This window comes from Herminiimonas fonticola, from assembly GCF_003293745.1.
Taxonomy (GTDB): domain Bacteria; phylum Pseudomonadota; class Gammaproteobacteria; order Burkholderiales; family Burkholderiaceae_D; genus Oxalicibacterium; species Oxalicibacterium fonticola.
The window spans coordinates 384,705-403,459 of the sequence record NZ_PTLZ01000001.1 but is presented as its reverse complement, the minus strand read 5'-3'; the positions used below and the strand labels follow the sequence as shown (position 1 = coordinate 403,459).

Here is an 18,755-nt window from a genome sequence, read left to right as displayed (position 1 = left end):
TTTCCCGCAATACGTCCGGCTTCCCTCACGTAGCTGCGATATCAATTGGGATACTGACGCACGCGGTTGACGTCAACCAGAAATGCATACAATGATGAGCAGCATCCGCCCCCCGAATAACGGCCCTTCAAGTAGTTTTCATTTTTAATTACACATGAACCCATCATTCAAAATCGCGATCATCCCCGGCGACGGCATCGGGAAAGAAGTCATTCCTGAAGGCTTGCGCGTGCTTGATGCCGCAGCAAAGCGCTTCGACATTCGCCTCGAATACAAGCACATCGCCTGGGCCAGTTGCGACTACTACGCGCAAACCGGCAAGATGATGCCCGACGACTGGAAGCAGCAACTGCAAGGTTGCGATGCCATTTATTTCGGTGCGGTCGGCTGGCCGGCTACCGTGCCTGATCATGTTTCTCTATGGGGTTCGCTGCTGAAGTTCAGACGTGAATTCGATCAGTATGTCAATTTGCGGCCGGTGCGCCTGTTCGAAGGCGTGCCTTGTCCGCTCGCCAATCGCAAGCCTGGCGATATCGATTTTTATGTAGTGCGTGAAAACACAGAAGGCGAGTACACCGCAATCGGTGGCATCATGTACGAAGGTACCGAGCGCGAACTCGTGCTGCAGCAATCGGCATTTTCGCGCAGGGGCACCGACCGTATATTGAAGTATGCGTTCGAGCTGGCACAAAGCCGTACACGACGACGCCTGACTGTCGCAACCAAATCAAACGGCATCGCCATCAGCATGCCGTGGTGGGATTCACGCGCAGATAATATGGCCAAAAGTTATCCCGACGTCGCCGTAGACAAACAGCACATTGATATCCTTGCCGCGCGCTTCGTCTTGCAGCCGGATCGCTTTGATGTCGTCGTCGCATCCAATCTGTTCGGCGACATCCTGTCCGACCTCGGTCCCGCATGCACCGGAACCATGGGCTTGGCGCCATCGGCCAATCTGAATCCGGAACGCATATTCCCTTCATTGTTCGAGCCGGTGCACGGTTCTGCACCCGACATTTACGGCAAGAACATCGCCAACCCGATCGCGATGATTTGGTCTGGCGCACTGATGCTGGATTTTCTTGGGCAACGCGCAGCGCACGATGCGATACTCGACGCCATCAAGCAAGTCCTGGCAGATGGTCCGCGCACTCCCGATCTGGGCGGCAATGCCAGGACGGCAGACATCGGCATCGCAATTGCCGCTGCTGTCGCCGGCTAATTTGCAAGGACTTGCTGCGAGATGACAATACAAGGAACAAGAGACAAGCCGCATGGAACAAGATAATTTAATCGAACGCTTAACCATTCTGGAATATGCGATCAGGCAGTCGATGACTGTGCGGGAAGATCAGGATGAACCTGCCAATCCGGAGCACAAAGACGAGGCAGAGCGCTATGGAATATCGCTTGATAGCGCCGTGACAAAAGGTGATCTCCTCAACGCGGTGCAGACTTTGGTGCGCGCCAAGCAGAAAGAGAACATTCAACATGGAACATGAAATCAACCTACCTGAAGTAGTCGCCGAAGTGACTGCTGCATTCATGCGTTACGAAGCAGCGTTGACTGGCAATGATGTCGCCGTGCTGGATGAATTATTTTGGAACAATCCAAACACATTGCGTTACGGCGTAGGCGAAAATCTTCTCGGTTACGAAGCGATACGCGCCTTCCGCCTTGCGCGTCCAGCTAAGGGCTTGGAACGTGAACTGATGAACACCGTCATCACCACCTACGGTCACGACTATGCGACTGCCAATACCGAGTTCACGCGCAAAGGCGAAACGCGCATCGGTCGTCAAAGCCATACTTGGTTACGACTACCGCAAGGCTGGCGCATAGTCGCAGCGCACGTGTCCTTGATGTCGACATAAACAAAACCATTAGCCCGTCCCACCTGATCTGCGCATCATCTCGCTAGGCGTCATCCCCATGATCTGCCGAAACGCATGACCGAAAGCGGCGACGCTGCTGAAACCCAGTTCTGCCGCGAGTTGTTTGATCGATGTTTTGCCGCTACCCAAAGCTTCGACCGCCGCCATGATGCGTGCACGCTGTCGCCACTCCTTGAAGGTCAAATTCGTTTCTGCCGAAAACAGGCGCGTGATCGTGCGCGCGGATGCGCCGGCGGCGTGGGCAAGCAATTCCAGTTCTCTATCGTTCGCGGGATCTGCGAGGATCATGTCCGCCACGCGCCGTGCACGAGCATCGTTTGGCAACGGCATGAAGGTCGCTGCATCTTCATCTTCTGCGAGTTCGAATAGCGCAACTTCCACCAACAGATTGATACGCTTCACATTCGAAGCATGCTTGAACGCGGCAAGGATAGTTTCACGCAATAGCGGGCCAACGGCGACGACAAACTCGCGATTCAAGCGTGGCGCTTCAGGGTGAGTTGCCAGCCAATCTGACGGCACCAGCAAGGCACGCATTTCAATATCGGCCAGCACATCGACTGCATGTTCGATTCCGGGCGGCAGCCAGACGGCGCGCGCAGGCGGTACCAGCCAACGACCTTTCGGTGTCGTCACCTGCATGATGCCGCTGGATGCAAACAGCAATTGCGCCTCGCGATGCACATGCAATCCCAGTTGCGTACCGCGCGGATAAGAGGTGGCGCCAATAATCATTAATTTCTCCGCATTCCAAAATCACGCCTTAACTTGGCGCGTAAGCGATGTTAGTTGTCTGCCAGTCGATGAACAGTCAGATTAACCTAGGCGCACTCTTTTTGGAAAGGCCAGTTCGTGAACCATCCACGCACCGTTATCGCTTACATCAACGTCGCTCATTTCATCGACCACTACGCCATGCTGGTTTTCGCGGCGGCGGTCATCGTCATGGCTCCGGTTTTCAGCATGAGCTATGCCGACTTGCTGCCGTATGCAACGCCGGGCTTTATCGCGTTCGGTGCTGGCTCACTACTCACAGGATGGTTGGGCGACCGTTGGAGTCGGCGTCACATGATGGTGATTTTCTTTATCGGCATCGGTCTGGCAATGATGTCCGTAGGATTAACGCAGACGCCGCAACAGCTCAGTGTCGCGTTGCTCGCCGTCGGCCTGTTCGCCGCAATCTATCATCCGGTGGGTACCGCAATGCTGGTCTCGCATGCGGACAAGCTCGGCCGCGAAGTCGGCGTCAATGGTGTGTGGGGCAATCTGGGTGTGGCATCGTCGGCACTCGTCACCGGCGTAGTATGTGAATACGTGGGCTGGCGCTGGGCATTCGTGTTACCGGGACTTGCCGCAATCGCAATCGGGATTTTCTTTGCGAGCAAGGTCAAACATGAAGCGCGTGGCAGTCGCAAAGCAGCGAATCACACAGCCGCACGTGTATCGAAAGAAGCGATGTGGCGCGTCATCGCCGCACTCGTCATCACCATCATCGCCAGCTCGACGACATTCAATGCACTGACCGTCGCCTTGCCGAAATTGTTTGAAGAACGCCTGTCTGACCTGACCACCAATACCGCACTGCTCGGCGTCATCGCTGCAGGCACCTATGTGTTCGGTGCATTCGCGCAATACATCATCGGCCATCTGCTCGACAAGCATTCACTCAAGACCTTGTTCCTGCCGCTCGCGTTGATACTCGCGCCGCTGCTTTTCTTCGGCGCAGCATTGTCCGGCGTGCCGTTGGTGCTGGTTTGCATAGGCATCATCATCGGCATCTTTGGACAAGTGACGGTCAATGACGCCATGATAGGAAAATACACTAGCGACGAATGGCGGGCGCGTGCTTACTCGGTGCGCTATTTCCTAGGATTTACTGCAGCGGGCGCATCGGTCGGTCTGGTTGCAACGCTACACGAACGCGGCGGCTTTACGTTGATGCTGCAGGCATTGGGAGCATTGTGCGTACTGGTTATTCTGGGCGCGATTACATTTCCAAATGAAGACCGTTCGCCAAGCTGAGTAATTTAAAAACGCATCGAAAGTCATTGCACATTCACTGAAAGATCCCGGCGTTTTTTATGACATCGCTTGCTTGAGTTTCATCGCGATGCGTCGCGCATCTTTCTCATCAATCACATTGGCAAACCCCAGCAACAATCCCTGTTGCGGTTTTGCATTGATGTACCAGCGTGACAAGGGATGCATGGCCAAACCCAGCTCGCGTGCACGATCTGCCAACAGAACGTCATCTTCGTGATCGCCCAGCTTCGCCAGCATATGCAAGCCGCCCGGTCGCAAATCGATGCGTATGCGATCGCCCAATACTTCCTGAAAAACACGCTGCGTAATTGCGCGACGCTCTGCATATAGCAGGCGCATTTTTTTCAGATGTCGTGAGAAGTGACCTTCGGCGATAAAGTCTGCGACGCCAGCCTGCAGCAAATAGGGACAACCAGCATTCAAGTTGTAAGCGACCGCCTGGAAACGTGCGACCGCGCTGACAGGTGCGACCACGTACGCCAATCGCAAACCCGGAAACATCACCTTGCTGAACGTGCCGCTGTAGATGACGCGATCATTCCTATCCAGACTTTTCAGCGCGGGCAGCGGCCGTCCCTGATAACGGAATTCACTGTCGTAATCGTCTTCAATAATCCAGCTGCCGACACTACTGGCCCATTCCAGCAAAGCCATCCGACGTTCGAGAGACAAGGTCATGCCCAAGGGACTTTGATGTGAGGGCGTGACCATCGCGAACTTCGCATATGGACTGAGGCGCTTGCCCTCTTCAACCATCAAACCATTTTCATCGACCGGCACCGGCACTACCTTGACTGCCGCGTTTTGCAAAAACGGGCGCGCCAGAATATAGCCGGGATCTTCAAACCAGAATTCATCGCCAGCCGTGGACAGGCTGCTCAAGATCAGTTCCAGCGTCGTGCGCAACCCCGTTGTGATGAACACCTGCTCCGGCAAACAAGTTACGCCGCGTGACACGCCCAGATACGTGGCAATCCGTTCACGCAAACGGTCGTAGCCGGCAGGAGCTGGATAACCCAGCCGCGCCGGGTCGCTGCCGCGCAGGCGATGCGCAACAATTCGATTCCACACCTTGCGCGGGAAAGCATCCAGCGCAGGCAAACCCAGTTGCAGCGGCTTAGGTGCCTTGCCATCGTGATCGAGAATGCCAGACACCGTTTGCCCCGGCATAGGCGCTTGCGGCTTTTGCAGCGCAGGTTGCGGCAAGGATGGCGAAACGACTGTCCCCGCCGCTCCCCTGACCTGCAAATAGCCTTCGTCGGTCAGGATGCGATAAGCCATTTCCACCGTGCCGCGCGCCAGATTCAATTCCGTCGCCAGCGCGCGCACCGCAGGTACGCGATCGCCTGCATGCAAATGCCCCTGCTCAATTGCCGTCTTGAAACGCTGGCATATCTGCAGGTACATAGGCAATTCCAGCGTGCGGTCGATCTGCAGGTCAAGTTCAGGTTTGGCGCTGTTTGCGTTATTTGGCGGCTTTTTCATGGACTAGTCATTTTTGCATTTCTTGGCCCTTCTAACATGGCCATGATATTCGCATACTACACATCAAGGAAACGCCAATTTATTCAACCCGCTGTACCTAAACAAGGAGCTTCACATGCAACCACGTCTCGACTTCTACACCGCCGAACCAGCCATCATGAAAGTACTGATGGGCGTTGAAAACCAACTCGCCAAAGGCACCATCGAAATCCTGACCAAAGAACTGGTCCGCCTGCGCGCATCGCAAATCAACGGCTGCGCTTTCTGCCTCGACATGCACGTCACCGATGCGCTGAAAGAAGGCGAATCACAACGTCGCCTGGCAACCGTCTCGGCCTGGCGCGAAACTCCATTCTTCAGCGACCGCGAACGCGCCGCGCTGGAATGGACAGAATCGCTGACACTGGTTTCGCAAAACCACGTGCCGGATGCAGTCTGGGAAGCAGTGCGCCCACACTTCACCGATGCAGAACTGATGGAGCTGACCGCGCTGATCACATCGATCAATAGCTGGAACCGTTTTGCCATTGCCTTCCGCAAAATGCCAGTGTAATCATCAGCAACATGAGCAACCCCACGCAATCCCTCGCCCCAAGCGGGCACATTGAAAGGTTTATATGAAAATTCTTGTTATCGGTGGCAGTGGCCTGATCGGCTCTAAAGTGGTCACCAATCTTCGCCAGCTCGGCTACGAAGTGTTGGTTGGCTCACCAAGCACCGGCATCAACACAATGACCGGCGAGGGATTGGCGAATGCAGTCAAAGGCGCGCAAGTCGTGATCGATTTGAGCAACTCGCCTTCGTTCGAAGACCAGGCCGTACTCGACTTCTTTGAAACCTCCGGCCGCAATCTGCTCGCAGCGGAAGAAGCAGCCGGCGTCAAACATCACATCGCGCTGTCCGTAGTCGGCACCGAACGCATGCTGGAAAGCGGCTACTTCCGCGCCAAGATGGCACAAGAGAATTTGATCAAGGCGGCCAAGGTGCCCTACACCATCGTCCGCTCTACACAGTTCTTTGAATTCCTCGGCGGCATCGCGCAATACGGTACGGTCGGCAACGAGATCCGTTTGTCACCGGCACACGTACAACCGATTTCCTCCGACGACATCGCAGCGATTGTGTCTGACACTGCGCTGGCACAGCCGATCAACGGCACCTTCGATGCTGCCGGTCCGGAAAAAGTCGGCCTCGCAGAATTGATGAAGCGTTACCTGACTGCCCTCAAGGACACACGCGTCGTCGTGTCTGACAGCAAGGCAGCGTATTACGGCGCGCAACTCAACGATCAATCGTTGACGCCCATCGGTGAAGCTCGCCTTGGCACCGCAACATTTGCCGCCTGGCTCAACAAATCGCAATCAGCAAAATAAGTTGAATGCGAATATTGATTCGTGCCCGTTCTATCGTTGCAGCCGCATTGCAATATTGCTGCAACGATAAAGCGCCCATGCCTTTTGGAGAAATAAATGAAGTCTCTGGTGGATATCAGCCACATCGAACACAGCACCGATGATCTGGAAGCGTCGTTCCCGGTAATGAAGGAGTTGCGTCCGCACCTGAAAGATTGCGCAACTTACGCAGTACAGATCGCTCATCAGCGTGCGCAAGGTTATCGTCTGCTCGCAGCATGGAGCGACGGTGCAATCGTCGGCCTTGCCGGTTATCGCCTGATGGATAATTTACTGTACGGTCGTTTCGTATACGTTGATGATCTGGTGGTGACGTCATCCTTGCATCGTGGCGGCGTCGGCGAACGCTTGCTGCAAGCGGCACGCCAACAAGCCATGGACTTGAATTGCGAAAATTTTGTATTGGATACCGGCTTGCATATGGCACTGGCACAGCGCTTTTACTTCCGCCAAGGCTTGCTTGCACAAGGCATGCACTTCGTCGAACCGCTTAAACAAACGCAAGTACAAAAATAGGACTCGAAACATGACACGCATTTTGTTATTGAACAGCGGCCCGCACAGCGATGCGAGCCACGGCTACCGACTTGCCAGGGAAGCGATTGCCGCATCAGGTCTGAGCAACGTACAAATCACCGAACGCGATCTGGTGCAGTCACCGATTCCTCCGATAGGACGCGACTACGCGCTGGCTGTCACTTCGCACACGCCACACGATGCAGAAGAATTCGATTGGTCGGAACGATTGATCGTCGAGCTTGAGCAAAATGACATGCTGTTCATCGTCACGCCCATGCATAACTTCACGGTACCCGCCGCGCTAAAACTGTGGATAGATCATGTGATCCGCATCAACCGCAGCTTCAATTCCACACCGCAAGGCAAGGTTGGATTGATGAAAGACAGGCCAACTTTTGTACTGGTCAGCTCAGGCGGCTTTCATGTCGGCGAACGTGCGAAACAGGCTGACTTCCTGACGCCGTATTTGAAGTATGCGCTGGCATCCATCGGCATCAACGATGTGCATTTCTTCCCGCTGCAAGGATTGGTCTTCGGGCCGGAAGCAGTCACGCAGGCAGTGGATGAAGCGCGTCAAAAATTATCCGAAAAATTGCTCTAACCCACGGCGGCAAGAGCATCATAAAACCCTCGCCCGGCCGCAAGGCCTGGCGCATCAAAGAACGGATCTGTCACTCATGGCATCGACATTACTTGGCGTCGCCGGGCTTTTTGCTGCGATTCTGGGGATGATGCTACTGGGTGACTCGACTGCACCGCTGCGAATACTCCGCATCGTTTTCATTCTGGCAGGCGTAATCGGACTCAAGCTGGTCTCGTAAAACTGGGGAATATTGGATGATGGCTGGCCGAGGTTATTCAAGGTGAGCTGGGCGTCCACTCACCCTGCAGATTCGGATGGCGTGATGTAGAAGCGCCCTCCGGGTTTGCATGTACTCACTCCCTTTTGGTCTTGACCTTGGTGTAGTGTTCCTTGGCCATTTCGGCAGCCTCCACCGCAAGATACAGACCGCCGAAAACCCATAGCGGCAAGAGCAAGCAGAAAAGTGCGTAAAGTAAGACGTCCATTATTACCTCGCTTGGGATTTGCCGGCCATCGCGTGAGGCCGGTACAGCGGGAAAACTAGAATCTACACACACTCAAATGTACTCACGCAGCGCGCATGTTTCAAGCATTCTGTATGGAAACACACTCCATCCGGGCAAAACGACCACAAACCGTCAGGCGCAAGCTGCCCATACATAGGCGCTGCGCCAGATAAAAAAAAGAGGACGAAATTTTCGTCCCCTTTTTTATTTCAGCGATCTTGCTTACTTACTGCTTACTTCCTTTTGCTACCCAGCTTGATCATCGGTTTGCCGGAAGGGCCGGTCGATGGCTTGGACGCAGAACGCGGTGCGTCAAAAGATTTGCCGCTAGCGACAGCGACGCGTTTCGACACCGGTTTGCCGCCGCGCGCTTTTTCTGCGACGCGTCTATCGCCGCCTTTGCTTGGCGGCGCAATCGTGACGCGCTTGTCCAGGGTCTTTTCTTCCATAGGGCGCAAGCCGGAATGGCTGATGCGCAAAGGATTGCCGGAGATGGAAACGTTTTTGAGTTGAGCGAACACTTCATCCGGCATGCCGGCAGGCAAGTCGAGCAGAGTGTGACGGTCGAAGATTTCGATACGGCCTATGTACTTCGCTTCGAGTCCCGCTTCATTCGCAATCGCGCCGACAATGTTGGCCGGCTTGACGCCGTGATCGTGACCCACTTCAATACGAAAAGCTTCCATCTCTACCGCGCCCGCTTTTTTCTGAGCAGTGCGTTCTTTCTTTTGTGCGCCTGGCACTTTCACCAAAGGCTCATCGTTCTCATAACTTTCTTTGAGAACTGAAGCTGCAGCGGCGGGAGTCAGACGTTCAGTACGTGCAGGACGTTCGCGCGACTCAGCCTGTGCAGGCTTGTCAAAATGCGCGGCAAAATCGCTGCGCGCTGGTCGGTCCGAGAACGGCACTTGCGCTGGTGCTGCTTTCTTAGGTGCAGGCGCTGCAGCGGATTGTGCCGATGCTTCGCCATCCGCAGTGATATTCAATTGCTGACCGGCGACCCAGACTTTTTTCAAGTGATCGAGCATGTCGGACGGCAAGCTGTTCGGCAAATCGAGCGTGCTGTAGTCGTCATAGATTTCGATGCGACCGATGTATTTGGAATCGAGGTTTGCTTCATTCGCAATCGCGCCGACGATGTTGCCCGGCTTGACGCCGTGCGCATGGCCGACTTCAATGCGGAAGGTTTGCATGCCTTCATCCGGTGCACGCGGTACGCGTTCCTTGCGTGGTGCGGCTGAACGTTCGCTGCGTTCTGCGCGCTCAGGACGTTCGAATCTTTCCGAGCGTTCTGGTCTTTCATTACGCTCGAACCGCTCGGCACGTTCAAAGCGACCGCCAGAAACCGGCTTATCGCTGCCCCACGATTCACGCGGCGCCGGTTTGTTCTTGTCGATCAACAGCGGCACATCGCCGCGTGCCAACTTCGCCAATGCTGCTGCGATTTCTACTGCGGGTACATTGTGTTCGCGCTCGTATTCTTCGATCAGCGAATGGAATACTTCCAGGCCACCGGCCGCGATTGTTTCTGCAATCTGTTCCTTGAACTTCGAGATACGCACATCGTTGACTGCATCGACAGTAGGCAACTCCAGCACAGAGATAGGCTGGCGCGTCGCGCGCTCGATGGCTTTCAACAGATTGCGTTCGCGCGGTGCGATGAACAGAATCGCTTCACCGCTACGACCGGCACGACCGGTACGACCGATGCGATGGGTATAGCTTTCCGGATCGTGCGGTACGTCGTAGTTAATCACGTGGCTGATGCGCTCAACGTCCAGACCGCGCGCAGCAACGTCAGTCGCGACCAGGATGTCGATCTTGCCGTCCTTCAATTGCTGAATCGTGCGCTCGCGTTGCTGCTGTTGAATATCGCCGTTAATTGCAGCAGCGGAGAAACCGCGCGCCTGCAATTTGCTGGCCAGTTCTTCGGTACCCAACTTGGTACGCGCAAAGATGATCATGCCGTCGAAGGTTTCCGCTTCCAAAATTCGCGTCAGCGCTTCCAGCTTTTGCATGCCGCTGACCAGCCAGTAACGCTGACGGATGTTGTCGGCAGTGCCGGTCTTCGCCGCGACGGTAATCAACTCCGGATCGCGCAAGTAGGTTGTCGCGATGCGTTTGATTGCGGAAGGCATGGTCGCCGAGAACAAGGCGGTCTGGCGCGACTCCGGCGTCTTTTGCAGGATGGTTTCCACATCGTCGATAAAGCCCATGCGCAGCATCTCATCGGCCTCATCCAGCACCATGGTCTTGATCTTAGACAGATCGAGCGAGCCTTTTTCCAGATGGTCAATCACGCGACCCGGTGTACCGACAACCACATGCACGCCACGACGCAAGGCGCTTAATTGCGACATGTAGCTCTGGCCGCCATAAATCGGCAACACGTGAAAACCGGGGATATGCGACGCATAACGCTGAAAAGCCTCCGCCACCTGAATCGCCAGCTCACGCGTAGGCGCCAGCACCAGAGCCTGCGGCGTGGATTGCTTGATATCGATGCGCGACAGAATAGGCAGTGCGAAAGCCGCCGTTTTGCCGGTACCGGTCTGCGCCTGCCCCAGCACATCCTTGTTATCCAACAGCAGCGGAATCGTGGCGGCCTGGATAGGCGACGGCGCCTCGTAACCCAGCTCTTTCAGCACGCGCAGCAGCGGCTCGCTCAGGTTAAGGTCGGCAAATAGGGGGAAGGATGCTTCAGACATAGGTACTCACAAGAATGGTCGTATCGCGGAAATGCGAAAGATGGGGCGTAGTTTACTCTCTTGCAGAGTAAACAAACCATATTGGTCAGATTGGAGAGAAAACTGCTTGTAGTTAAAACTGGAGTTGATGAGCATTGAGCAACATATTGCGCATTCGATTATGCAAAACGTATTTTGAATTTTATAAGCCGAGGGATAAAATTTTCAAAAAAAAAAGCGGCAAATGCCGCTTTCTTAAGCCACCTGATTTTCCCGATATTGTTTTTTTATTTGCGCATGAAAAAATTTTCCATGAGATTCTGTCCCATCAAATTCGTGCCATAGCGTCACAGGAAAATCATAATACTGCCAAACCTGTCCGTTATTAAACTCGATTTCCAATGTCGAAGTTGCATCATCATGTCCGATACTGCGAATCATGCTTGAGTCGATATTTCTGCGATCCATTTTTATCCCTAAAAGTAAAATTTAGATTTTCTGCTCACGAATTTTTGTTACAACAGTTTTGTAACTTTCAGCATCTGACTCATGACTCTTAGTCCAACATTCAACCAATTTGGGGTCCTCGCTTGTCGGTCGCGGATAATTTAGCTTTAGGCGAACACGTGACGGAATTTTGATAGCCTCGCCAGCAATTACAGCCTCACCAACTCTTAACGACGGAAGTAAATCCATCAAGCTATTTAAATTGTCTGGAGCCGATGATTTAACGATTGATTGATCCCCTGAATTCGTTAATCGTAATGCAATCAACGTTCCGATTTGTGCGAGGATAGTTTCTGAAATTTCCGATGGCCGTTGAGAAATTACTAAAGCACCGACGCCAAACTTTCTTCCTTCTTTAAATACTTTCTCCACAGCGGCTTTTGAGTAACTATTTTTCTCATTTTTACCCAAGTACGTATGAGCTTCTTCATACGCCAAAAGCAAAGGCCTATTCTTGCCAGTATAAGATTCATGTCTTCCCCAGAACATGCTGTCATACACAAATCTGGTTATCAAACCAATCGTAATATCCAAAACTTCAAATGGCACTCCACTTAAATCAAGAATAGCAAGTTTCTTTTCACTACCCACCCAGTCGCTCAATAAGTTATGCAAATCTTTGGATGAATTTTCATCTTTATAGTCTCCGGGATTGAACAAAAAGTCATAGCGAGAATCCCTTAGACGGGAAAGCAACTTCTTCTCGTAAGAATAGTATTCGATATGTTTTGATTTAAATGGAGCTGCATTTGTAAGTGCGTATGGCTCGAATGTCGCAGGAATCAACTGATCATAGTTACCCGCGTTTACCTCCTTAGCCGTTACCTCTGTCTGTTCGTCTTTTGGTGTTACCGAAAAAGATGCATTGAGTAACCAATTCATCTTATGCCATAGCTTTCTGACGTTAAATGGAATAGGCGAATCAGCAGTAATTAAATCTGGATTTACGTCGCCAGACTTAAGTTTGAAATTTTCTTTTTTTAATTTAGTTACGAGTTCTCGAAAAAGACGGTACTCCACTTTTTGATCATCTCGTTGATCGGCGCCCACCAAAAAATAGGCAAGCTCATCGAAATTCATCAACCAAAATGGGATGTGCAACGGTTTGTGGGCATGACCAATTTTTAATACATTTGCATCGGGAAATGCAGAGGCATACTCCCCGTGTGGATCAACCAAAATGATCCTGGAGCCTTGGTAATCGGTCAGAATCGCCTTCAATAGACTAACAGTCGTGTTTGATTTACCACTCCCCGTCGACCCCAAAATACCGCAATGCCGAAGTATAAGATTGTGTGTATCGACATAGACACTCAGATTCTCTGACGAAGAGTGTTTCCCTATTTCTATAGAGCCGATATTTTTTTCGCCATATATATCAAATAAATCCTTTTCGATAACTAGATGAACCTCATCATTAATTGTGGGATATGTTCCAACACCCTTTTCAAATTCACTATCTCCTATTTTTTCCCCAACTAACTGCACAGACAAAAATCTCGAGCCAGCTATGAAATTTTTAGTACCGTCATCATCGCTATTAATTGGACGGTTACTCACTGACGATACGATTCCATAGATAGTAATATTGCCCATCGGCATTTTCACGAATGTCCCGATCTGCCCAATTTTGTATAGTCTTCCGTTAATTATGGGAGCGGCTGACGGAATATCATTTGACAGTTCGACCTCTACAGCGTTGGAGTCAACTCTAATTATTATTCCTAGATAAGTGGCATCAGTTCGCATTTGCTGCTGCCTCGATTTCATCTAGTTTTCCTGAGTTCGCAACCAAGAAATTAACCAATTTTTTAAAATCTCCGAGAATAAATTTCTTAGCATCCTTATCCCAAAACATTTCAGGTCTTTCTTTTTGCTTTAAATCTTCCTCGGCATAGGACCAATCTCCCAATACTCCGTTGATAATCGCTTTGGTAGGTCCAAATGCATTTAAATTTAAATAAGACGAAGATAGAGAGTGCAGATTAACTACTTCGGAGTCGTTAAAGAAAAACACCAATACGCACAATCTATTATTTTGACGTAAACAATTAAAGACGATCTCGTTAATATGTTGATCCATAAACGAATATCCACTAAAAACAAATAGCAGTTCTCCGTTAAGTAGATAGTCTTTTAAGCGATCAAAATAAACTACAAAAGGTTGCTTTCTAGATGAGTCATATTTTTCTTTTGACGGATAAATTACTAGTTCGTTAGGCTCCTCATTAATATTCTCAACCTTGCCGATTCTGACGACTTTATGCGACTTGGTAATAGCATTTATTTTCCAAAACCAACTAAGCGAACCGTGTATTTTCCAAAGCCGTATCCAGTTTTGCGTTAGATCATTTTTCTTAACAAACTTCTCAATACTTTCTTGCCAAAAGAATGGTTCGTACGAACCCACAAATCCATCAAAATAAGGAGCTTGTATTTCTTCTAGAGATTTCTCAATTATTAAATCGTAATTCGTTGTAAAGACTTCTTTCGAGTAGTCTCTGTTTTGCATGTTGAGCCAAGCAAAAAAAGTTTTTGTCACATCTAAATTTGCAACGGATTCTTTTTCGCTAATTAGTTCATAAATTTTTTTGCATATTTCAATGTCGAGCAACTTGGCGGAATCTCCGTCAATTCCAAGATAATTTTTTGTTTTTTTCTCACCAGTGATTTCTCTTATTCTCCGTACTTGATTGAGAATGTCCTCGATACTTATAGCCCTGCCGTCTGCATTCGCTTCTAAATCATCCTTTATCGTTTTAAATAGCGCTGCCTGTCCTTTAGTCAAAACACCTTCTATTGCATCAGTAAGTTGAGCAATATTAGGTAAGCCAAGGGCACAAGACGTACCCGCCCCCATAAAAAATCCTATATTTTTTGCGTACGAAAGTTGGCTTTTCAACTCTCTGATTTCCCTAATAACATTAATACCGGCCATAACTTCCCCTTATTGCATATTGCGGTTTTAAGCTCTTGAGCTTGATGAACATTTTTGTAATGTTTGGCAATCCATTGTCCACACCTCACTCATTTTCCCTATCCCATAAACATGGGAGAAAAGGTTATACATCGTGAAATTTTGAAGAATAGAAGTCGAGACCGTGACGTCAGTCAATGCTGCCCTAAGCACTGATCTGATTCAGTGAGCTGATAGCCGCATCCTTACCTAGATTTTCAACCAAAAAATTCACAAACGTCCGCACGCGCAATGACATATGTCGCGCATGCGGATACAACAGAATGAACGGTCGCGATGTGCCGCCTGAGCGCGGCAGCAATTCGACCAGATCGCCATTCTGAATATCCTTCTCAACTATGAAGCGATAGGTCTGCACCAAACCTGCGCCGTTGCGCGCGAGCGTGACTATCCCCAGTACATCTTCTGAGCAGCAATAACCGCCTTCGGTGGTGATAAAGACTTCTTTCTTGTCGACGTGGAACTGCCACGGAATCTTGCGGCCGGTGCTGGGCAATTCAAACTGTATGCATTCATGCGCTTGCAGATCTTCCAGCTTCTTTGGTGTGCCGGCGCGCTTTAAATAATCAGGTGATGCGACGAGTACCAGCTTTGCATCTTCCAGCTTGCGGGCAATCATGTTGGAATCGGTCGGCGCGCGCCCGCGTATCGCGAGGTCGTAGCCTTCTTCAGCGAAATCGATATTGCGATTACTCACATGCACATCGACCTGCACGTCCGGGTACAAGGCGCGAAACTTCGGCAACAAGGGCAGCAAGCGGTAATGCGCATACGGCGTCGGCATGCTGATGCGCAGCAGCCCGGCCGGCGCGACCTGCTCGCCGGTTACCAGGCGTTCTGCATCGACCAGTTGCGACAAGGCTTGCCGGCATTGCTCAAAGTAGACGCGCCCCGCTTCGGTCAAACGTATCTGCCGCGTGGTGCGTACAAACAGGCGCACGCCCAAACGTTCTTCCAGGCGCGAGACGGAACGGCTGACTGCGGCAGGCGTGACGCTGGCCGCATTGGCGGCGGCGGTGAAGCTGCTCAGCTCTGCCGCGAGGCAAAACAGCTCGATGCTGCCTAGCAGAATGTCGTCGAAATTGCGTTTCATAGCCGTCCCTCATTAGTTACATCAGGTATCAGGTAATTTGACAAAACCTGTATTTATCATCTCAATCGGCATAAGTATAGTTCATCACATCGGGAACACAAACCACCCGCTGCACGCAGTAACCAAGCTTCGAGTTCCGAGCAAAAACACTGCGCACTTACATACTTTATTGAGGAAATGAAAATGAGCACAGCTACACAACACAGCAACAAGACAGTCATCGTCACAGGCGCATCGAGCGGCATCGGCTTTGCGATTGCAGAGGAATATTTGAAGCGCGGTTACAACGTAGTCCGCAATGCACGCACGATGGCGCGCCTGCAAACCGCAGCGGAAAAACTGGGTTCGCCGAAGAACTTCCTGATGGTGGATGGCGATATCGCCAAACCAGCGACAGCGAAAAAATTGTTCGAGCAAGCGATTGCAGCCTTCGGCAAAGTCGACGTGTTGATCAACAACGCCGGCATCTTTACCGCCAAGCCGGTTGTCGATTACACGGAAGATGATCTGGAAAACATCGTCGATACCAACTTGAAGGGCTTCTTCTACCCTACGCAAGAAGCGGCGGCGCACATGGCGGCCAACAAGCAAGGTCACATCGTCACGATCACCGCCAGCATTGCGATGCAGCCGAATGCGCTGGTACCGGCCTTGCTGCCTGTGCTGATCAAGGGTGGCTTGAACCATGCAACACGCGGCCTCGCAATCGAACTCGCAGCATCGAACGTGAAGGTCAACGCCGTCGCACCGGGCATTATCAAGACGCCTATGCACAGCGATGATGAAGTGACACAAGCGTTCTTCCGCCGTCTGGCACCGACAGGTACCACCGGCGTTACCAAGGATGTGGTCGATGCAGTGCTGTATCTGACCGAATCGCAATTCACGACTGGCACAGTGCTGGCAGTGGACGGCGGTGCAACGGCAGGCACTTGGTCATAAGATAGGCGACACTGCTGAACATCACGTTGTTCATGTTTCAGCCGTCAGCCTTGTTTTGAAAACCGCTCTCCGTGATTGGCATGTTGCCAGTGCGGAGAGCACTCAAATTGTTGAAGCAAACCCAAAGGAGAACTCACCATGCCATACGTCAATATCCGTGTAACCCGTGAAGGCGTCACTGCAGAACAGAAGCTGGCCTTGATTGAAGGTGCGACCGATTTGCTGAGTCGCGTATTGAACAAGAATCCGGCAACAACCTTCGTCATCATCGATGAAGTCGAGATGGATAACTGGGGCGTGAATCGCGAGAACGTCACGACCTTGCGCAAGCGCGAAGCGGAAAAGAAGAAGGCCGGCTGATTCTGCCTACCTATTTAGTAAATCGATCGCACAAAAAAAATGGGCTCCCGAAGGAGCCCTGAAAGTTGAGACCGATTTACTACTAGGGGAAAACTACTTAAGCGTGTGCGGCTGAAGGATTACCAGCTGCAGCATTCTCTTGAGCGAGCTTCTCCTTGGACAACGCGACGTGTTTTGCCAGCGTTGGTCGGAGGGCTACGATCGCAAGAACCGCGGCGGTAAGATCCATACATGCAACCGTGTACAGAACGGTAGACCATGTGCCTGTTGCTTCCATCATCAAGTTACCGACTGGCACGAACAGTGCGCCGATACCTTTAGCGGTGTACAACACGCCGTAGATTTTACCGATGTGCTTGGTGCCGAATGCATCGCCAGCCAGAGCCGAGAACAGGGAATACACTTCGCCCCATGCCAGGAACACGACACCGGACAAGATCAAGAACGCCCATGGGTTCGAACCGAAGTAGCCCAGAGCGATAATGCCGAAGCCTTCCAGTGTGAACGCGATAACCATGGTTTTTTCACGGCCGATGTTGTCTGAGATCCAGCCAAACAGTGGACGGGAGATACCGTTCATGATGCGATCGAGCATCAGTGCCAATGGCAACGCTGCCATGACAAAGAAGTACATATCGACTTCGAACTCTTTCACACCCAGATCGCTAGCGATAACGCCGAGCTGAGCAACAGCCATCATGCCGCCGGTAACTACGCAGATGAACATGAAGAACATGAGCCAGAACAGTTTTGTGTTCAGCGCTTCTTTCAATGTGTAATCGCGAGTAGCTTGTACCAGTTTGCTCGATACGCTGACTTCACCTTTAGTTGGCGAACGCAGGAACCATGCAGCGACGAAAGCCAGGCCACCTTGCAAGATACCGAAGAACAGGAAGGTTGCTTGGAAACCCGATGTTTCGATCATTGCCGCGATAGGCAGAATCGTTGCAGCCGAACCAGCACCGTAACCACCAGCGGTCAAGCCAACTGCCAAGCCACGACGGTCCGGGAACCATTTCAACGCGTTGTTGATACATGTTGCGTAGATCGAACCGACGCCGATACCACCGAACACTGCGCCGACGTAGAAGCCGGTCAGGGAGGTAGCTTGCGAGTTCAAGTACCAAGCAAAACCGATGAAACATGCACCGAATGCGACCATCAGGCGTGGGCCTAATTTGTCGATGAAGTAACCTTCAATTGGTGCGAGCCAGGTTTGTACCAGAACGAAAATGGTAAATGTGATTTGAATCTCTGCACGTTTCCAGCCAAATTGTTCTTGGATTTCTGGAACGAACAATGTCCATGCGTATTGAATGTTCGCGGTTGCGATCATACAAATGACACCGACTACCAGCTGCCACCAACGCTTGTTGGATACTGGTTTATCTAATGCTACTGCTGGTCCGCCGCTCATTTGGATGCTCCGTTAAAAGTTGCCATCATGTGTTCCTCATGTCCATCAATCATCTGGTCTTGCGACCAAACAGCTAATGCTTGGATTAAATATTCGCCGATGCAAATGCAAAGGCCTCTCAAGGTTTGGGGTTTAAAGGCAGCCACTTCGTGGTCCGGTCGAGCGCCGTTCCGCCTTTCGGCCTGATGATCCGGTGAAGGATCGCCAAGCCGTTTGGTTTGATCATGTACAACTTCCCGCTTGCATGAATAAACCTCTTCGGAGCTAACAACCCGGTTTGATCAGATTTCACTGCCGGTTTTGCCTAGCGTTCGACAATCCCGGT

General features: G+C 51.5%; 20 protein-coding genes. 11 read left to right on the top strand and 9 right to left on the bottom strand.

All coding sequences use genetic code 11. The features are described from left to right. Window positions 1–154: 154 nt before the first annotated feature. From Hfont_RS01995 to hpxZ, 3 genes are read left to right on the top strand one after another with little or no spacing between them, the layout of a single operon-like run. On the top strand, window positions 155–1,225 hold the full coding sequence (locus tag Hfont_RS01995; RefSeq protein WP_112990569.1) for a tartrate dehydrogenase: 1,071 nt from the start codon (window positions 155–157) through the stop codon (window positions 1,223–1,225). A 52-nt stretch (window positions 1,226–1,277) separates the two neighbouring features. After that, window positions 1,278–1,505 (top strand): hypothetical protein, encoded by a 228-nt coding sequence (locus tag Hfont_RS01990; RefSeq protein WP_112990568.1) that lies wholly within the window; start codon window positions 1,278–1,280, stop codon window positions 1,503–1,505. Further along, a complete protein-coding gene (hpxZ, locus tag Hfont_RS01985; RefSeq protein ID WP_112990567.1) occupies window positions 1,495–1,878 on the top strand; it encodes an oxalurate catabolism protein HpxZ in 384 nt (127 codons plus the stop codon). The genes Hfont_RS01990 and hpxZ overlap by 11 nt, the downstream gene beginning before the upstream one ends. Window positions 1,879–1,887: 9 nt before the next feature. On the opposite strand, the gene Hfont_RS01980 is transcribed toward hpxZ, so the two are convergent. Next, on the bottom strand, window positions 1,888–2,634 hold the full coding sequence (locus Hfont_RS01980) for an AraC family transcriptional regulator (protein WP_112990566.1): 747 nt from the start codon (window positions 2,632–2,634) through the stop codon (window positions 1,888–1,890). A gap of 117 nt (window positions 2,635–2,751) precedes the next feature. Here Hfont_RS01980 and Hfont_RS01975 point away from each other — a divergent pair, with 117 nt between their 5' ends. Then, window positions 2,752–3,921, top strand: a complete 1,170-nt coding sequence (locus tag Hfont_RS01975; protein ID WP_112990565.1) for an MFS transporter — start codon at window positions 2,752–2,754, stop codon at window positions 3,919–3,921. A 57-nt stretch (window positions 3,922–3,978) separates the two neighbouring features. Here the strand turns inward: Hfont_RS01975 and pdxR are convergent, their stop codons facing one another. Then, window positions 3,979–5,427, bottom strand: coding sequence for a MocR-like pyridoxine biosynthesis transcription factor PdxR (gene pdxR / locus Hfont_RS01970; RefSeq protein ID WP_112990564.1), 1,449 nt, complete (start codon window positions 5,425–5,427; stop codon window positions 3,979–3,981). 115 nt (window positions 5,428–5,542) lie between these two features. Here pdxR and Hfont_RS01965 point away from each other — a divergent pair, with 115 nt between their 5' ends. From Hfont_RS01965 to Hfont_RS15030, 5 genes are all read left to right on the top strand, one after another. Continuing rightward, window positions 5,543–5,980, top strand: coding sequence for a carboxymuconolactone decarboxylase family protein (locus Hfont_RS01965; protein ID WP_112990563.1), 438 nt, complete (start codon window positions 5,543–5,545; stop codon window positions 5,978–5,980). 64 nt (window positions 5,981–6,044) lie between these two features. Then, on the top strand, window positions 6,045–6,800 hold the full coding sequence (locus tag Hfont_RS01960; protein WP_112990562.1) for an SDR family oxidoreductase: 756 nt from the start codon (window positions 6,045–6,047) through the stop codon (window positions 6,798–6,800). Window positions 6,801–6,896: 96 nt separating this feature from the next. Further along, complete coding sequence (locus Hfont_RS01955; protein ID WP_112990561.1) at window positions 6,897–7,355, top strand: GNAT family N-acetyltransferase; 459 nt, start codon at window positions 6,897–6,899, stop codon at window positions 7,353–7,355. A gap of 10 nt (window positions 7,356–7,365) precedes the next feature. Beyond that, window positions 7,366–7,959, top strand: a complete 594-nt coding sequence (locus Hfont_RS01950; protein ID WP_112990560.1) for an FMN-dependent NADH-azoreductase — start codon at window positions 7,366–7,368, stop codon at window positions 7,957–7,959. Window positions 7,960–8,035: 76 nt separating this feature from the next. Then, window positions 8,036–8,179, top strand: a complete 144-nt coding sequence (locus Hfont_RS15030; RefSeq protein WP_162845852.1) for a DMT family transporter — start codon at window positions 8,036–8,038, stop codon at window positions 8,177–8,179. A 115-nt stretch (window positions 8,180–8,294) separates the two neighbouring features. Here Hfont_RS15030 and Hfont_RS15250 read toward each other — a convergent pair whose 3' ends face one another. From Hfont_RS15250 to Hfont_RS01925, 6 genes are all read right to left on the bottom strand, one after another. Continuing rightward, entirely contained in the window at window positions 8,295–8,426 is a 132-nt protein-coding gene (locus Hfont_RS15250) for a hypothetical protein (RefSeq protein ID WP_277739593.1), read from the bottom strand. Window positions 8,427–8,680: 254 nt separating this feature from the next. Continuing rightward, window positions 8,681–11,155 carry a DEAD/DEAH box helicase gene (locus Hfont_RS01945; RefSeq protein ID WP_112990559.1) on the bottom strand — a complete coding sequence of 825 codons (2,475 nt, stop codon included), beginning with the start codon at window positions 11,153–11,155 and terminating at the stop codon, window positions 8,681–8,683. Window positions 11,156–11,389: 234 nt separating this feature from the next. Then, window positions 11,390–11,602 carry a KTSC domain-containing protein gene (locus Hfont_RS01940; RefSeq protein ID WP_112990558.1) on the bottom strand — a complete coding sequence of 71 codons (213 nt, stop codon included), beginning with the start codon at window positions 11,600–11,602 and terminating at the stop codon, window positions 11,390–11,392. Window positions 11,603–11,623: 21 nt separating this feature from the next. Continuing rightward, window positions 11,624–13,411, bottom strand: coding sequence for an ATP-binding protein (locus Hfont_RS01935; protein ID WP_206604446.1), 1,788 nt, complete (start codon window positions 13,409–13,411; stop codon window positions 11,624–11,626). Next, a complete protein-coding gene (locus Hfont_RS01930) occupies window positions 13,380–14,579 on the bottom strand; it encodes an SIR2 family protein (protein WP_112990557.1) in 1,200 nt (399 codons plus the stop codon). Before Hfont_RS01930 ends, Hfont_RS01935 begins: the two co-directional genes overlap by 32 nt. 184 nt (window positions 14,580–14,763) lie before the next feature. Beyond that, the gene (locus Hfont_RS01925) at window positions 14,764–15,711 is read right to left on the bottom strand and encodes a LysR family transcriptional regulator (protein WP_112990556.1); all 948 of its coding nucleotides are present in this window, start codon (window positions 15,709–15,711) and stop codon (window positions 14,764–14,766) included. Window positions 15,712–15,894: 183 nt separating this feature from the next. On the opposite strand from Hfont_RS01925, the gene Hfont_RS01920 reads away from it, so the two are divergent. Continuing rightward, window positions 15,895–16,653, top strand: coding sequence for an SDR family NAD(P)-dependent oxidoreductase (locus Hfont_RS01920; protein ID WP_112990555.1), 759 nt, complete (start codon window positions 15,895–15,897; stop codon window positions 16,651–16,653). 138 nt (window positions 16,654–16,791) lie between these two features. Beyond that, window positions 16,792–17,013: a tautomerase family protein gene (locus Hfont_RS01915; protein ID WP_112990554.1), complete on the top strand. Its 222-nt coding sequence runs from the start codon at window positions 16,792–16,794 to the stop codon at window positions 17,011–17,013. A 97-nt stretch (window positions 17,014–17,110) separates the two neighbouring features. On the opposite strand, the gene oxlT is transcribed toward Hfont_RS01915, so the two are convergent. Then, window positions 17,111–18,430, bottom strand: coding sequence for an oxalate/formate MFS antiporter (gene oxlT, locus Hfont_RS01910; protein ID WP_112990553.1), 1,320 nt, complete (start codon window positions 18,428–18,430; stop codon window positions 17,111–17,113). Window positions 18,431–18,755: the final 325 nt, after the last annotated feature.

Coding starts and splice junctions, on each gene's coding strand:
- Hfont_RS01995 (WP_112990569.1), top strand. CDS start 155: ATGAACCCATCATTCAAAATCGCGATCATCCCCGGCGACGGCATCGGG.
- Hfont_RS01990 (WP_112990568.1), top strand. CDS start 1,278: ATGGAACAAGATAATTTAATCGAACGCTTAACCATTCTGGAATATGCG.
- hpxZ (WP_112990567.1), top strand. CDS start 1,495: ATGGAACATGAAATCAACCTACCTGAAGTAGTCGCCGAAGTGACTGCT.
- Hfont_RS01980 (WP_112990566.1), bottom strand. CDS start 2,634: ATGATTATTGGCGCCACCTCTTATCCGCGCGGTACGCAACTGGGATTG.
- pdxR (WP_112990564.1), bottom strand. CDS start 5,427: ATGAAAAAGCCGCCAAATAACGCAAACAGCGCCAAACCTGAACTTGAC.
- Hfont_RS01965 (WP_112990563.1), top strand. CDS start 5,543: ATGCAACCACGTCTCGACTTCTACACCGCCGAACCAGCCATCATGAAA.
- Hfont_RS01960 (WP_112990562.1), top strand. CDS start 6,045: ATGAAAATTCTTGTTATCGGTGGCAGTGGCCTGATCGGCTCTAAAGTG.
- Hfont_RS01955 (WP_112990561.1), top strand. CDS start 6,897: ATGAAGTCTCTGGTGGATATCAGCCACATCGAACACAGCACCGATGAT.
- Hfont_RS01950 (WP_112990560.1), top strand. CDS start 7,366: ATGACACGCATTTTGTTATTGAACAGCGGCCCGCACAGCGATGCGAGC.
- Hfont_RS15030 (WP_162845852.1), top strand. CDS start 8,036: ATGGCATCGACATTACTTGGCGTCGCCGGGCTTTTTGCTGCGATTCTG.
- Hfont_RS15250 (WP_277739593.1), bottom strand. CDS start 8,426: ATGGACGTCTTACTTTACGCACTTTTCTGCTTGCTCTTGCCGCTATGG.
- Hfont_RS01945 (WP_112990559.1), bottom strand. CDS start 11,155: ATGTCTGAAGCATCCTTCCCCCTATTTGCCGACCTTAACCTGAGCGAG.
- Hfont_RS01940 (WP_112990558.1), bottom strand. CDS start 11,602: ATGGATCGCAGAAATATCGACTCAAGCATGATTCGCAGTATCGGACAT.
- Hfont_RS01935 (WP_206604446.1), bottom strand. CDS start 13,411: ATGAAATCGAGGCAGCAGCAAATGCGAACTGATGCCACTTATCTAGGA.
- Hfont_RS01930 (WP_112990557.1), bottom strand. CDS start 14,579: ATGGCCGGTATTAATGTTATTAGGGAAATCAGAGAGTTGAAAAGCCAA.
- Hfont_RS01925 (WP_112990556.1), bottom strand. CDS start 15,711: ATGAAACGCAATTTCGACGACATTCTGCTAGGCAGCATCGAGCTGTTT.
- Hfont_RS01920 (WP_112990555.1), top strand. CDS start 15,895: ATGAGCACAGCTACACAACACAGCAACAAGACAGTCATCGTCACAGGC.
- Hfont_RS01915 (WP_112990554.1), top strand. CDS start 16,792: ATGCCATACGTCAATATCCGTGTAACCCGTGAAGGCGTCACTGCAGAA.
- oxlT (WP_112990553.1), bottom strand. CDS start 18,430: ATGAGCGGCGGACCAGCAGTAGCATTAGATAAACCAGTATCCAACAAG.